This window comes from Treponema socranskii subsp. buccale (assembly GCF_024181585.1).
Classification (GTDB): Bacteria; Spirochaetota; Spirochaetia; order Treponematales; family Treponemataceae; genus Treponema_D; species Treponema_D buccale.
In genome coordinates this window covers 1605616-1620439 of the sequence record NZ_CP054258.1, presented here as the reverse complement: position 1 = coordinate 1620439, position 14824 = coordinate 1605616, and the positions used below count along the sequence as shown (strand labels likewise).

The window sequence follows — 14824 nt, the reverse complement described above, 5'->3', positions numbered from 1 at the left end:
AATCCGCCGAGTTTAAAATTTACGTTTTTACGGTTTTGCGGCTTTTATCTCTTTTACGGTGTAATCGTAGTTGTGGTCGTTGATTGTAAAGGCGACGCGCTCGCCGGTTTTTTTATCCATAAGCGCGTTGCCGAACGGCGACATATACGAGATGACGTTGTTGTCGGGATCCGATTCCCACGGACCGAGTATCGTGTACGTTTCGTCTTTGTCGGAATCGTTGTTGTGCAGCGTCGCCGTCGTCGAAAACGAAATGAACGCCGTCGTAATCGTCGTCGGATCGAAGACAACCGCCCGTGAAAGCTCTTCCTGCAATTTTGTCAACCGTTCGTTTAAAAAGTGCTGGTGTTCGCGCGCGGCTTTGTATTCGGCGTTTTCTTTTAAATCGCCCTGAGAGCGGGCCTCACCGATCTCTTCGGCGTTTTTCGGAATTTCGACCGTGCGTATCTGTTCTTCCTGCGCTTTCTTTTCTTCGAGCATTTTCGCCGTAACGAGCATGCCGCGCTGCTGCATGGAAGATTTTTCTTCCGACGCTTGAAATTTGAAGTCCGGATATTTTTCGAGAATTCTGTTCCGCAGCTGCGCCTTTTTTGCAGGATCGAGATCCGCAATGTCGGCGACGAGCGTATACATGCGCTTTACCGTGTCTTCATTGTTTTCGAGCATATAGCTTATAAGCGTGTCGTCCGTGAACAACAAATCGATTGCAGCTTTATTGATTTTTTTGTTTTCCGTCGTATTCACGTGATTGCTGATTTCACGGAACGTGAGCTCGACGATATTGATCAGCGCGATAAGCTGCTTTTCGTAGGCGATACCCGCGTCCTTAAACCAATCGTCGTCTTTGCATTCGCGGAAGAAAAACAAAACGGCTTGACGGTTGTCTTTGAAATTGTCGAACGAATCGGCTGCAAGGCGTCGAACCATGTCCGTTTTTCCGGCGTTGATAAGAGAGGTGAGCATGGCGCGGCTCAGTACCGTCGGAAAGAGGCGCACGTATTGTTTGTCCCAATCGGGAAGCAGCTTTACATTTTTAATAAAATCTTCACGGAGCGTCGTGTTTTTCGTGTCTTTGAGCGAAAGATACATTTTGCGCGGCTCTTCGATTTTGTCGTACAATTCTTTAAATGTAAATTTGATTTGATAAGCGGACGACGGAACGAGCATATTTACCTTTTGAATGGTCAAAAAGGAAGCGACAACCTGTTCGTTTATGTGCGAAACCGATTTTACGAATCCGATAAAGTAGGAGAGCATTTCGTTGAACGTTTCGCCGCTTTTATCCGTTTCGTCGTCTTCGATAAAACGCAAAAACATATCGACTCGCGGGAAAAATTGCTTTTGCGCTTTGAATTCGTTTGCGAGCTTTATATCTTTGCTTACATCGTGATCGCGTACCGTATACATATTGACGTCGTTCGTGTCCACACCGAATTGCGGATTCGATTCGAGAATCTTTTTTGCCGCGCTGTTCCACGACGTCCATTCGCCCGGAGTGAGGACGGCCGGAACGAGTTCGGCTTTGATGCGTTTGAGGTCACAGCTGTTGTCAAAACTTTTGATGATCGTTTTAAGCGCCTGCGTTTTATCGCTCTTTACTTCTTTTGCAAGCTCTTCGCGTTTTTTCGTCGCTTTCAGTACCCAAATGTGATCTTTTGCAAGCGGCTGCAACGCGCTTACCGCCATCTTGAGTGACATGGAACGCACGCCGTATTTTTTTCCGAAATTGATTTTCAGCGTGTCGTCTTCGACCGAGCGGATTATGCCGACGCCCCACGAACGGTGAAAAACATAGCTTTTGGCATCGAACGCGATGTGCTTTTCAAAATCGTTTATCGCTTCGAATACGTTGCGGAAACTCTGGGACAGGTTCGACGATCGGATGTAGTCTTCGAGGTGCGCTCTCCCTTCGTATTTTCCGCGGTAGCAGTCGACAAGCTCTTTGCGCGCCCACGTATCGTGCTGGTCGATTTCGAGAATCTGCTTTAAGATATCGATCGACGTATCCCATTTTTTATTGTCTTTGTACCACGTGTACAATTCCTGCATGAGGACGGCGCTCCGTTCTTCGCTGATCGTCTTTGCGATCTTTCGTTTGGCGAGCATAAAAAAATCGATTTCTTCGGGGATGAGCTGGACGAGGCGCGACCACGTCTCTTTTACCGCGTTCATGTTTTTGGCGGTGATGTAGCGGAGGTGCGCTTTTTTATAGTAGTCGATCGCCGTTTCCGTGTCGTTTGCCGCTTCGGCGTGTTCGGCGAGCAGTTTTGCCAAATCCGCTTCTTCAAAATCGAGCTTTACGATCTTTTCGTAGAGTTCCCACACTTTATCGCTGTTATCCGCGCGCAGGCAGTCGGCGAGCGTACGAAGCGCAAATTTATTGTTCGGATCGTCGGCGAGAATCGTTTCGCAGAGATAGACGACGATATTTTCTTTGTGATTTTTTTGAAAGATGTCGACAAGGTTTTCGAGCGCGGAATTGTCGAGCGCACCTTTGCCGAGCGACACCATGCCCGACAGGTACAGCGCGATAATGCTGTCTTTCGTATGGGCGAGGTGTTCGTCGCAGATTTGCTGCAGTTCGTCGGCGCATCCGGCTTCCCGCGCTTTTTCCACGATGTCGGCAAGTTCCGTAAGATTGTTCTTTGTATAATTGCTGATCGCCGCGCGTGTCCACGTTTCCTCTTTGAGCATGTTTTGAACCTGCGTTACGAGATTTTCATCTGCCATACGATACTCCTTGTTTAATAATTGCAAATTATTGTTAATTTATAAATAAAGTTTACGGCCTCTTGTTCCGGCCGATTTTATCTTCCGACGGATTTACATCTTTTGCACTCACTTCATATACTGTTCGTAAACGTCCGAATCGAGTATTTTTATCTTCAGCAGCGTATCGTTCACCGGCTTCGAATTGTCGCCCGAAGCGAGGTAGTAGTCGATGAGCCAAAAATACAGATTGATGAGACGCGGCGTAAGATTCACCGAATCGCATGAAGGATCTTTCATCTCCGTTTCGATCGCGTAGATTTCCTGTTTTAATTTGCTGATCTCCTGCAGCTTGAGTTCGCGCCGCACATTAAAAACGCCGTAGAGCACTCCGTAGACCGGAATCCACTGCAAGAGCGTCATACCCGTGTAGCCCTTTTCCGCCGTCTTTTCGAACAATACCCGAATCAGTTCGGAATCGAGAAAGCTCGCGTCGATTTTTGTCGGATCGATAAAAAACGCTTCGCGGAAAAGCACTTTTGCGTTCCGCTCGTGTCCGCACAAGGCAAAACAGTCGGCAAGCTCGGCGAGTACGGAAGGAATCCCCGGCTGCGCATTGTTTGAGGCGGTAAGGAATTCCTGCGCCTCTTCGAATTTACCGAGCTTTTTACAGCATAAGCCCGCTTTGCGGTAGATTTCCGCTTTTTGTACGATATCCCGCTCGTCCAACAGCTGCCGATAATTTTCAAGGGCGCATAAAAAAATACCGCGGTCTATCGCTTCGACTGCAGGGGTGTACACGTTCGCTTTTCGCGAAAGAAAAGAGCGGAAGCGTTTCCAATCGGCAAGGAGGCTTTCACCGCGTTCAAACGCGTTTTCCATCGCGTCGATCTGCCGTATGTACGGAATCCAAAAATTGCAACAGTCGGCGGTAAACACAAGCTCGCCGCATTCGAATTCGTCTTCGAACAGGTTTTCAAGTATTTTCTGTGCTTCTGCGGGATCCGCGCGTTCCATGCAGGCGATGACTTTTTTGAGCCCGACTTCCGTTTGAATTTTCATAGCTGCACGTTTTATTATAACAAAAGGATTTTTTTTAGTCAATTATAATTTTATATCGAAAATAAACTAATTTTTATACCCGCTTTAGAGAAATCTGTCAAGACCTTAATCGGTTTTGTGTTTTTGTGTCGGTTTTCGCTCGAACCGTTTATACCCGCATAAAAATCTGCCGATACTGTAATGATGAAAACCGTCGTTATTTTAAATGCCGCATTCGGCGCTCGGTATATGTTCGAAAAAGTTTTCGGCGGACGTTCCGCATACGACAGGGCGCTTTCGTGGGCGGCTTCCGTTTCGGGATGTATCCCCGTCGTCGTCCTCGCCGCATCCGATAATGCCGAAAGGTGCAAAAGCGAAGCCGCATCCTCTTCCGTATCCGTTTCCGTAAAAGAAAAGAAAGTGTGGACGACGGCCGATGTACTCGACGAAATTACAAGTCTTAGCGAAAAAGCGGAAACTGTGCTCTACGCCGCCGCCGACTGCCCTTTTTTGGACAAAGCGCTCAGCGATGAAATCCTTCGCGTGCATAAAACCTATGCCGCGGAATACACCTTTGCAGACGGCTATCCCTACGGCTTTTCACCCGAAGCGATCGATACGGGGGCGGCGGCCATCATGGCTTCTCTTGCGCGGCAAAAAAATCTCGGAGATGAAGTCATCACACGAGATGCCGTCATGAAGATTTTAAAAACCGATATCAATTCGTTTGAAATTGAAACCGTACTCGCGCCGAATGACCGGCGTCTTTACCGCCTTTCGTTCGAATGTTCGACGAAGGCGGGCTATATCGCCTCTCGTGCGCTCTACGATGCGTGCGGAGAGGGAAAAGACGCGGCAAGCCTTTCTGAAAAAGCGGTGACCCTCGTGTCGGTTTTGAAAACAGTACCCGCCTTTTACAACGTGCAGATTTCAGGCAGGGAAGAGGGGGAGTGCATTTATTCGCCGTATAGGGAAGCATATAAAAAAACGTACGGAGAAAAAAATCCGCGCGATATGACGCTCGCCGAATTCCGGCCGCTCGTGTCGCAAATGGCATCCCTTTCGGAAAGCGCCGTCGTCTCGCTTTCGGCGTGGGGTGAGCCGCTTTTGCATCCCGATTTTACGGATTTTGTTAAAGAAGCCGCTTCTTACGACGGGCTTTCGCTCCTTGTCGAAACGAACGGCTTGCACGTAACCGAAGAACTGTGCGAAAAAGTCAAAGAGGCTTCAGGCGGGAAAATCATTTGGATCGTACTGCTCGACGCGGTAAGCGAAGCGACGTACAAAAAGATGCGAGGTTCGGAAGGCTCGCTTTCAAAAGCTCATAAAGCCGTCGCTCTTTTGCAGCGCGCGTTTCCCGATACGACCTATCCGCAGTTTGTTCGGACGAACGACAACGAAGCGGAACTCGAAGCCTTTTACCGCTTTTGGAAAGACGATAAAAACGGCGGCAAAGTGATAATCCAAAAATACGATTGGTTTTCAGGTCTCCTTCCCGAGTGTAAACCCGCAGATCTTTCGCCGCTCGAACGCAATCCGTGCTGGCATTTGCGGCGCGACATGACGATCCTATCCGACGGCAGTGTGCCGCCGTGCCGCGAATACGTTTTTAGCAATATTATAGGCAATGCGTTTACGGAAAGCCTTGCATCGATTTGGGAGCGGATGACCTCTTACGCCGAAAAAGATATGAAGTGCGAGTACGGGGAAGTATGCGGGAAATGCGATGAATACTATACCTTTAATTTTTAACGAACGGCAGATCAACCGCACCGTTATCGGCGGGAGAGCGCCGTCGGAAAAAAAGATGGACGTTTCCGCCGTCCTCCTCAATTCGAATGCGAGCCGCTTTCACGCGCAGACGCTTGAAACGCTTTCGAAATGCGGCTTCGCTTCCGTCATTTCGATCGAACCGAATTCGGGCAGCTGCAATATCGAAGAGCTTTCGAGGCGCATTCCGTCCGTGCAGTTCGTAGTCCCTCTCGAAGCGGTGACGGACGGAGATATGATCAATATCGGCATCGGCGAAGCGTCCGCTTCTTACGTGCTCGTGCTGCGCGATTCGCTTTACATCCCGCAGGGGATTTTACAGCCGCACCTCGCGGAAAATCTCATAAAAACCGGAACATACTGCATCGCGCCGCGCCTTTCGGATGCGGAAAAAAAAGCGCTTCCGGTTCGCTTTACGCCCGAAGCCTCTCGCGGAAAGTTTTCCGTTTCTCAATCCGCAGTCGTCAAAGACGGTATGCATACATTGTATCCCTTCGATTATATCGGTCTGTACAATAAAATGAAATTCATCCGCCTCGGCGGCTTCGACTATACGATCACGTCTGCGTATTATCAAAATCTCGATTTGGCGCTGCGTTCGTGGCTGTGGGGAGAGGAGACCTGCCTTTCGACGTCGATGCTGTTTTCTTACGATGAGAAAGTTCCGATCGAAGACACGACGGCGGACTTAACCTATCTGCAGTTTTATCTTAAAAATTTGGCGCCGCGTTTTAAATCCGATTCGGGAGGTTCTGTCCCACCTCTTTCGTTTTTCAATTTTCTTACACATTCGTCGTGCGGCTTTTTCGAAGCGAAGCGGCGGTTTTCCGATGCGAAAAAATGGGTGCATACGAACCGTGCGCGATTCCACACGGACGCGAAGCATTTGATAGAAGCATGGAGAGAATGATGACGGCGGTAATCGTTCAGTGCAGAATGTCTTCGACACGCTTTCCCGGCAAAGCGCTCAAAGATTTGGGCGGTCGCCCGGTGCTCGCGTGGACGCTTTCCGCGATGAAAAAAGTAAAAGCCGACGCGTATTACGTTGCGACGGATGAAGCGTCGTTTTCCGAACTCGAGCCGGTCGCGCGCTCGTGCGGCTGGGATATTTTTTCAGGACCGCTCGACGATGTCTTAAAGCGTTTTTGCTTATTGATCGAAAAGATCGATGCGGACGTCGTCGTGCGCGCGACCGCCGACAATCCCTTTTTATTTTACGAAGCGGCGGAATCTCTCCTCGACGAATATATGCGCCGCATTGCACTTTCTCCGTGCGATTATATGACGTGGACGGGGCTGCCGCACGGTTCGGGCGTCGAAGTGTTCAGCGGCAAATCGCTCGTCGCGGCCGAAAAATCGACAAGCCTGCCTTACGACCGCGAACACGTGGCTCCTTCTCTCTACAATCACCGAAACCGCTTTTCGGCTGTGATGCAAAAAGCGCCTGCTCGTTTTTATTATCCCGACTGCCGCACGACGATCGACACGCCTTCCGATTATCGAAGAGCGCTTTCGGCCGTTCGCTTTCTTTCCAAGGGAAAAGCGGGAAATGAGCCCTATACGACGGAGCAGATTTTATCGGCCTTTTCCGAACCGAGCGTTACGCATCCCGTGCTCTTTGTGCCGTCGGTAAAAGAAGGGGGCGGGACGGGACATCTGAGGAGGAGTCTTGACGCCGCGATCGAGTCGGGCGCCCTCGTCTATATTCCGAAAGATGCGTCGCTTCGCGAATGCGGCGAACTTACGGAGCAGGCGAAAGGACGGGGGCTTTCGGATTGGCAGATCGTCACGGAATATCCGCTCCCCGGGGAATATTCGCTCATCGTTTCGGATTTTTTTTCGCTCGATAAACATACGGCATCTTCCCTGTGTGCCGCAGCCTCCCTTGCCGCGATCGACGAGGGCTCGGACAATACGTGCTTTTGCGATTATCTCATCGATATCATCCCGTCGAATCTTTCGCGAAAATCGAATATAAGCGAAAGCGCATTTATGACGATGCCCTCCCGCACGCGGAGCGGGGAACGTTGCAAAAAATTTTCCGATATAAAAACCGTTCTCGTGTGTTTCGGAGGCGAAGATCCCGCATCCCTTACCGTTCCCGTATCGATATCGCTTCGGCGCGAAGGTCTTTCCGTGAGCGCAGTCGTCCCCGAAGGCATCGACTCGTCGGAAGCGGAAGAAGCCGGTGTGACGTGTATGCGCCCCGTTCCCGTTTTGCGCGAAATACTTTCATCCTACGATCTCGTCGTAACGCATTACGGGCTTACCGCATACGAAGCCGCCTATGCGGGCTGCGCCGTACTTTTGTTGTCGCCGACAAAGCTGCACGCATCCCTTGCAAAAAAATACGGATTCGTCTGTCTCGAAAAAAAAGATGCTGCGGGAAAAAAACTGCATACGGTTTTAAGCGAAAGCGAAAAACTCTATCCGCATATCGATCCCGTAAATCGGCACGCTTCGCTCGGCGCTTTTATCGCATCCCTTGCAAAGGGTAAGCGTTTCTCTTGTCCCGTCTGCGGACAAAGCGATCCCGAAAAAAACGCCGTCGTCTCGCGTACGCTGCACCGGACATTCAGGAGATGCGCTTCGTGCGCCATGATCTATATGTCGTGGACGGATTCAAACGCCGCACCCGATTACGATAAAACCTATTTTGCCGAAGAGTATAAAGCGCAGTACGGCAAAACCTATCTCGAAGATTTCGATGCGATAAAGGCGCAAGGAGAGCGCCGTATCCGTGAAATTGATTCGCTTGTCAAAAATAAAAAACGCTTTGCATCGAAACTTTCCGTGCTCGACGTCGGCTGTGCCTACGGACCCTTCCTTGCGGCCGCTGCGGAAGACGGATGGCAGGTTTTCGGCGCCGACGTTTCGAAAGACGCAGTATCCTATGTGCAGTCTTCGCTTCTCTTTCCCGCATCCTGCACTTCTTTTCCCGACTTCGATCCTGCGTCGGAATTCGGTGTGCGGCAATTCGATGCGCTTACGATGTGGTACGTCATAGAACACTTTCAAAATCTTGATCGCGTCCTCGAAAGCGCCCTCGCTTTGGTAAAAGACGGCGGCATCTTTGCATTTTCGACACCGTCAGCAGAAGGCGTTTCCGCTCTTATGAATACGGACGATTTTTATGCGCAAAGCCCCGCCGATCACTATACTTTGTGGGAACCGTCCAAAGCGAAACACATACTCAAGCGATTCGGCTTTACGGTTGAAAAGATAATTTCGACGGGACATCATCCCGAGCGTTTTCCGCAAGTGAAAAAACACGGCTGGCAAAAAAATTCGCTTATGTATTCGCTCTACGCTTTCCGAAGCCGCATCTCACGTCTCGGCGATACTTTCGAAGTGTACTGCAGAAAAACGGGCGGTGCGGAAGAGGGAGAAAAATCGCATGAATAAAAACATACTCATACTCGGCGCGGGCTTTTTGCAAAAACCCGCAATCGAAGCGGCAAAAAAAATCGGCTGCCGCGCGGTCGTCGTCGACGCTAACGAAGGCGCCGTCTGCGTCGGACTTAGCGACCGATTCGAACGCATCGATTTAAAAGATAAAGAAGGGATTTACGAATTCGCAAAAAAATTACAAAAGGAAGGAGGGCTTGCGGCAATCTTTACGGCGGGAACCGATTTTTCGGCTTCGGTTTCATACGCGGGTGAAAAGCTCGGACTTGCCTGTCACTCCTATGAAGCTGCCTGCAACGCGAGCGGCAAAGTGCGGATGCGGCAAAAGTTTTCGGAAGCGGGCGTACCCTCTCCGAAATTTTTCGGCATAACGAAAAAAGAGAGCGATCTCGATTTTGTTAAAAAATGTGTGCGGGAACTCGGCTTTCCCTGCGTCGTAAAACCCGTAGACAATATGGGAGGCCGCGGCTGCCGCATGATAAGGAGCGAAGACGAAGCCGAAGGTGCTTTGCAGGCGGCCCTCGCGTCTTCGCGGACTGAAAACGCCATCCTCGAAGAATACATGGACGGTGATGAATATTCGATCGACGCGCTTATCTGTGACGGGACGATGACGATCACGGGCTTTGCCGATCGGCACATATTTTTTCCGCCGTACTTTATCGAAACGGGGCACACGATGCCGACTGCGATATCCGATGCGAAAAAAAACGAACTCATTGCGGTCTTTGCGCTTGCGGCAAAAGCGCTCGGTCTTTCCTGCGGGGCGGCAAAGGCCGACATCAAATATACGGAAAAAGGGCCGATGATAGGCGAAACGGCCGCTCGTCTTTCGGGCGGCTTTATGTCGGGCTGGACATACCCTTACGCGTCGCACTGCAATCTCACCGAACAAGCGCTCCTCATCGCGTGCGGAAAAAAGCCTTCGTTTCTCGAAGCGCATCGGAAACGCGTTCCGTTTACGCCGCCCCCCTCGTGCGGAAACTGTCGCGCGCCCTACGAACTGTACGAACTTCCGTGTGTTGATGCGAGCGCCGAGCGCGCGTGGATTTCAATTCCGGGAATCGTTAAAGAAGTATCGGGCTTGGATGCGGCGCGCTCCGTTCCCTTCGTCAAAGACGTATTTCCGCGAAGCGGTGCGGGAGATGCGGTCGTCTTTCCGCACAACAACGTGCAAAAATGCGGCAATGTGATTTCGTCTTCTCCGTCGCGTAAAGATTCAATCGACGCCGCGGAAAAAGCGGTTTCGAAAATCGTGCTGCGCTTGGAACCCTGCGTCCCCGAAACGGATGCGTTTTTTGCCGATGCGGAAACCGCCGCTTCGGATATGCTGTCCGTACGAAAAGCGGACGCAGGCGGCGAGCGTTTTCCGCCCGATGCATACGAAGCGGCGTATGCGGCGGTTTTGCGGCAAGACAGTGCCGCACGTACCGCAAAGGGAGCGGGAACAAAAGACGAACGCGGCGAAAAACCGTTCTCGAATATGGGCGATACAATCGTTGAAAACACACTTTTAGCCGATACGTCGTCCATAGGAGGCGACATAGCGAAAGGCGTTCGCGTTTCCGATTGCGTGCCGCGGGTTTTACGCAGGCTTTACGAATCGGATGAGCGCGATTGGAATCACCGAACTTTTGCCGAAAGCTGCGCACTTTTCGACGAAGTCTGTCCCGATCATCCCGAGCTCGACGCGAAAAAATTTTGGCGCGCGGGACTGCGTGGGGGGGTGCAGGGAATGCTGTATTTTGCCGATACTATAGATAGGGTAAATACCGGCTTTTGAAGATTATCGGAGAATGAAAAAGGCTATGAACATGCCGAAACGACAGAGGATTATATTCGCTTTTTTTGTTTTGCTTTTTACAGCGGCGGCGCAAAGCTATGCGGCGGAAACAATCGAATTGCTGAAAAAAGCCGAAGCGTCGGGCATTCTCCTGTATTGGGACAGTTTGTCCGAAACCGGCCTTATGGAAAAAAACGGACATCAAATCAGTTTCCGTGCGGGCGACAACGTCGTACTGCTCGACAACCGAAAGCTTTCCGTAACCGATGCACCCCTTGCAAAATCGGGTGCGGTTTTCGTGTCGCAGGCTTTTATCGATACGGCGGAATCGTTTTTTAAAACGGAAAGCGAAGAAGCGCACTATCGCGTCGGCGCGATTTTAATCGATCCGGGACACGGCGGAAAAGATCCGGGGGCGAGCCAAGTGTTCCGGCAAAACGGCAATACGCTCGTCATTCGGGAAAAAGACGTAACGCTTGCCGTCGGAAAAATGCTGTACGCAAAACTCAAAACGGCGTTTCCCGACAAAAAAATCATATTGACGAGGAACAGCGATACTTTTTTGTCGCTCGGACAGCGGACCGATATCGCCAATTCCGTACAGCTGAAAAAAAACGAAGCGGTGCTGTATGTGTCCGTTCACGTAAACGCGTCTCTCGACAAAAAGGCGAGCGGCTACGAAGTGTGGTATTTGTCGCCGGGGTACCGCCGTACCGTTATCGACAAGGCCGCTGCGGGCGAGGATAAAACGCTCTTTCCGATTTTGAATGCGCTGACGGAAGAAGAGTATACGACCGAAAGCGTCCTCATCGCAAAATTTATCATGGACGGTTTGCAGGCACAGATAGGCGACAAGTCGAAAGCGCGGGGTATAAAGGCGGAAGAGTGGTTTGTCGTTCGTAACGCGAACATGCCGAGCGTACTCGTCGAATTGGGGTTTTTAACGAATTATACCGAAGCGCGGAATTTAAGCGATACGCAGTATCTGCAAAAAGCCGCGTTCGGCATATATAACGGCATAAGCGATTTTATCACGCACTTTGAGCGGTCGAGAGGCTTTACATCATCGAAATGATTTTGTACGATGGCGCTATGAAAAGAAAAACAACGGCGTTTATCGCGATCGTGTCGGCTTCTTTCGTTCTGTCTCTTGTGCTGTGGATGAAGGGCTATCCGGGCGTTCGCTACGTATTTATGTTCCAGTCGGCTGCAACCGGCAAAATCTGCATGGAAGCGAGGTATTTACCGAAACATCCCGTGCAGGGGGATGTAAACTGCTACGTAGACGAACTTTTACTCGGGCCTTTGACTGCGGAATACCGCCCGCTTTTTACGCGGGGTACCCGCGCGCAATCGTGTTTTGTGCGCGACGGCGTTCTGTATGTCGATCTTTCGGACGCGCTCGTTTCCGAAGCGGACGGTGCATCCGAAATACGACAAGGGATGGAATTATTCAGGAAAAATATCCTGTATAATTTTAAAAATATTCATACTATCGAAGTGTTTGTCGCCGGCAATCACGCGTACGAAAAAAACGCCGTCGGGGATTTGCGAAAATAAAATCCTTGACAAATGGAGTTTTTTGTACTATCGTGATAGACGGTACAAGGCTACATCGAATAGTATAAGGAGCTTCCAAAATGAAGAAGACTTTTTTAGTGATCGCGGCGGGGATGCTGCTCACCGGAGGCGCGGGGCTTTTTGCTGCGGAATCGATGGTTATCGATTTTACGCAGCTCGATGCGGACATCGTCGCCGACGCAAACGGCAATCCGACGCAGAACAGCCGTACCGTAATGAATTACGCGGCGGCTGCGGGCGCGACATTCACCGCAGAGCAGCGGGATCTCATGAAAACCTCTCTCGCTCTCCCCGAATGGGAAGTCGTGCTGAATTCATCTGCGCAAAACGTGCAGTCGATGGGGGTTTCGACGGTCGTCGCAGCTCCGGTACGCAGCGAAGCCGATGTGCCGTTCGCAGGTTCGAACGTCATGGGTGTCCGCGTCCTTTTCCCGGAATGGAATTCGAACGCAAATGCGCGCATCGAACCGCCGTTCGATATTCCCGCGTTTGAACCGCTTGCGGGAGCGGATGCCGACGGCAACCGTCAGGCACAGACCGATGAAGAAAAAGCGAGCGGCAAAACCCTCTTCGAAGACGGTTTCGGGGTCGTCAGAAATGTCGGTGCGATCAAATCGATCGCCGTTACGACGATGGGTATGAACTATCCCGAAGGTCTGTACGTTTTGCTCAAAGACAACGACGGAATCGAACGCCGCTATTTTATGGGCTATCTCGGATTCGACGGCTGGAAGGAGCTTGTGTGGAATAACCCGCAGTATATCGCCGATATCCGCAACCGCGAAATCCGCGTGTACCCGATCTATCCGCGCGGTATTCCGTACGTAAAATTCACGGGCTTCCAGATTACGCGCGATGCCGCTCACATCGGCGGCGACTATATCGGCTATTTCAAAGACGTTAAGATCATCTACGACAAAGCCGTGTTGACGTCCGAACGCGATATCGCCGACGAAGATGTGTGGGGTATTGTCCGTGCGCGTGAAAAGAAACGCCAGGCCATCGAAATGGAGCGCTTCGGCAACAAACAGGTGAACCGCTATCTCGAACGCGTTAAACAGGCGACGGAAGAAAGCTTTACTTCGAGTCTCAACGAAAATTCTACGTCGAATGCCGCACGTTCGTCGGGCAACGCCGCAAATGCACGATAAGCTGCCGTAAGTTTCTTTTAATAAACGTCCTTTATGCCCGCCCTGTTCGGCGAGACTAAGGGACGTTTTTTTATAATTTGATTTCGAGTTATGGAACACAAGTCTTACGATAATCTGCCGGCAAAAATCCATATTCAAAAAACCTATGAATCGTATGCGCCGTATTTTTGTGCCGTCATGGCAAATATTCAAAAGCGTCTGGAAGACGGCGTTTCGCTCGCTTCTCCTCCGACGTATAAAGCGCGCATCAAATCTTTCGACAGCTATTATAAAAAGATTCTGCGCTTAAAAGTGCAGCCGCCTGCCGACGGCTCTCTCGTTTGTCTTACCGATATGGTCGGCATACGCATCATCTGTGCGTTTCTCGAAGATCTTTCCGAAGTTTCGGCGCAAGTCAAAAATCTTTTCGATGTGCGGGAAATCGAACAAAAAGGTCCGGCCGAAAATTTCAAAGCGTTCGAATACGAATCGATTCACATCCTCGTAAAAATTCCGGATTCGTGTTTTCCGCCGCCGTCCGATTTTCCGTCGCTTCCGCGCTTAGACGATATCGTGTGCGAAATACAGGTTCGAACGATTTTACAGGACGCATGGGCGGAAGTGGAGCACGAGCTTATTTACAAAAGCGAGTTTTCCCCGTTCGATCTGCCGCTTCGAAGGAAACTCGCCTCGATCAACGCGTCGCTCACGCTTGCCGATACGATTTTCCAGGAAATCCGAGATTATCAAAAAAGATTGCAAGGTGAAGTAAACGAGCGGCGAAAATTATTTTATGAAAAAGTCGATGAACTTGATGCGATAAAACGCGGAATAAAAAAGATATCGACCGAACCGGATTTTCCTTCTTCTTTTGCAAAAGGAACGATCGACGATTTGCTTCTCGAAGCGATCCATGCGCACAATACGGGAGATTTGGCGAGGGCGATCAAAATCTATACGCAAATTATCGAATCGAAGCCTGCGCCGGCCGATGTCGTCTTGTCGGTCATTCATAAGCACCGCGGTATGGCGTATTTTACCGACAGCGAATATCAAAAAGCGCTTGAAGATTTTAAATCGAGCTTTGCGTATAATCCGAAAAATTTCCGTGCGCTCTATTACGAGGGGATCGTACACGCCATTCTCGGAGACAACGACGGGGCAATCGGTTGTTTTTCACGATCGCTTTCGATCAACGAATATCAGTCGCATGCGTTTTATCACCGTTCGGAAGCGTATTACGAAAAGGGCGAATACGAAAGCGCGCTTGCAGACATACGGGCTGCCAAAAAGCTCGGCATAAACGACGACGCATGCAATGTGCTGCTCTCAAACATTATGGATAAAATGTAAAGCAATCGCCGAAATCTCCGCCGTTTTACTCATAACGTGTAAATTCGAC

Annotated in this window: 10 protein-coding genes; 8 read left to right on the top strand and 2 right to left on the bottom strand. The window is 50.4% G+C overall.

Annotated elements, in window-relative coordinates; all coding sequences use genetic code 11:
* Positions 1 to 27: 27 nt before the first annotated feature.
* Together greA and HRI97_RS07320 are read right to left on the bottom strand one after the other, a co-directional pair.
* The gene (greA, locus tag HRI97_RS07325) at positions 28 to 2730 is read right to left on the bottom strand and encodes a transcription elongation factor GreA (RefSeq protein ID WP_253724845.1); all 2703 of its coding nucleotides are present in this window, start codon (positions 2728 to 2730) and stop codon (positions 28 to 30) included.
* A gap of 108 nt (positions 2731 to 2838) precedes the next feature.
* Complete coding sequence (locus tag HRI97_RS07320) at positions 2839 to 3771, bottom strand: hypothetical protein (RefSeq protein ID WP_180486459.1); 933 nt, start codon at positions 3769 to 3771, stop codon at positions 2839 to 2841.
* A 183-nt stretch (positions 3772 to 3954) separates the two neighbouring features.
* On the opposite strand from HRI97_RS07320, the gene HRI97_RS07315 reads away from it, so the two are divergent.
* The 8 genes from HRI97_RS07315 to HRI97_RS07280 all read left to right on the top strand — a co-directional run bounded on the left by HRI97_RS07315 (position 3955) and on the right by HRI97_RS07280 (position 14775).
* Positions 3955 to 5502: a spiro-SPASM protein gene (locus HRI97_RS07315; protein ID WP_253724843.1), complete on the top strand. Its 1548-nt coding sequence runs from the start codon at positions 3955 to 3957 to the stop codon at positions 5500 to 5502.
* A complete protein-coding gene (locus HRI97_RS07310) occupies positions 5477 to 6430 on the top strand; it encodes a hypothetical protein (RefSeq protein ID WP_253724842.1) in 954 nt (317 codons plus the stop codon). The genes HRI97_RS07315 and HRI97_RS07310 overlap by 26 nt, the downstream gene beginning before the upstream one ends.
* On the top strand, positions 6418 to 8925 hold the full coding sequence (locus HRI97_RS07305) for a cytidylyltransferase domain-containing protein (protein ID WP_253724841.1): 2508 nt from the start codon (positions 6418 to 6420) through the stop codon (positions 8923 to 8925). The genes HRI97_RS07310 and HRI97_RS07305 overlap by 13 nt, the downstream gene beginning before the upstream one ends.
* Entirely contained in the window at positions 8918 to 10711 is a 1794-nt protein-coding gene (locus HRI97_RS07300) for an ATP-grasp domain-containing protein (protein ID WP_253724839.1), read from the top strand. Before HRI97_RS07305 ends, HRI97_RS07300 begins: the two co-directional genes overlap by 8 nt.
* A 13-nt stretch (positions 10712 to 10724) precedes the next feature.
* On the top strand, positions 10725 to 11786 hold the full coding sequence (locus HRI97_RS07295; protein WP_253724837.1) for an N-acetylmuramoyl-L-alanine amidase: 1062 nt from the start codon (positions 10725 to 10727) through the stop codon (positions 11784 to 11786).
* Positions 11787 to 11803: 17 nt separating this feature from the next.
* Positions 11804 to 12271, top strand: coding sequence for a GerMN domain-containing protein (locus HRI97_RS07290; RefSeq protein ID WP_180486456.1), 468 nt, complete (start codon positions 11804 to 11806; stop codon positions 12269 to 12271).
* An 80-nt stretch (positions 12272 to 12351) separates the two neighbouring features.
* Positions 12352 to 13443 carry a flagellar filament outer layer protein FlaA gene (locus HRI97_RS07285; RefSeq protein ID WP_180486455.1) on the top strand — a complete coding sequence of 364 codons (1092 nt, stop codon included), beginning with the start codon at positions 12352 to 12354 and terminating at the stop codon, positions 13441 to 13443.
* A 90-nt stretch (positions 13444 to 13533) separates the two neighbouring features.
* Entirely contained in the window at positions 13534 to 14775 is a 1242-nt protein-coding gene (locus HRI97_RS07280) for a RelA/SpoT-related domain-containing protein (protein WP_253724835.1), read from the top strand.
* Positions 14776 to 14824 lie beyond the last annotated feature (49 nt).

Coding starts and splice junctions, on each gene's coding strand:
- HRI97_RS07300 (WP_253724839.1), top strand. CDS start 8,918: ATGAATAAAAACATACTCATACTCGGCGCGGGCTTTTTGCAAAAACCC.
- HRI97_RS07305 (WP_253724841.1), top strand. CDS start 6,418: ATGGAGAGAATGATGACGGCGGTAATCGTTCAGTGCAGAATGTCTTCG.
- HRI97_RS07285 (WP_180486455.1), top strand. CDS start 12,352: ATGAAGAAGACTTTTTTAGTGATCGCGGCGGGGATGCTGCTCACCGGA.
- HRI97_RS07310 (WP_253724842.1), top strand. CDS start 5,477: ATGAATACTATACCTTTAATTTTTAACGAACGGCAGATCAACCGCACC.
- HRI97_RS07290 (WP_180486456.1), top strand. CDS start 11,804: ATGAAAAGAAAAACAACGGCGTTTATCGCGATCGTGTCGGCTTCTTTC.
- HRI97_RS07315 (WP_253724843.1), top strand. CDS start 3,955: ATGAAAACCGTCGTTATTTTAAATGCCGCATTCGGCGCTCGGTATATG.
- HRI97_RS07320 (WP_180486459.1), bottom strand. CDS start 3,771: ATGAAAATTCAAACGGAAGTCGGGCTCAAAAAAGTCATCGCCTGCATG.
- greA (WP_253724845.1), bottom strand. CDS start 2,730: ATGGCAGATGAAAATCTCGTAACGCAGGTTCAAAACATGCTCAAAGAG.
- HRI97_RS07295 (WP_253724837.1), top strand. CDS start 10,725: ATGAAAAAGGCTATGAACATGCCGAAACGACAGAGGATTATATTCGCT.
- HRI97_RS07280 (WP_253724835.1), top strand. CDS start 13,534: ATGGAACACAAGTCTTACGATAATCTGCCGGCAAAAATCCATATTCAA.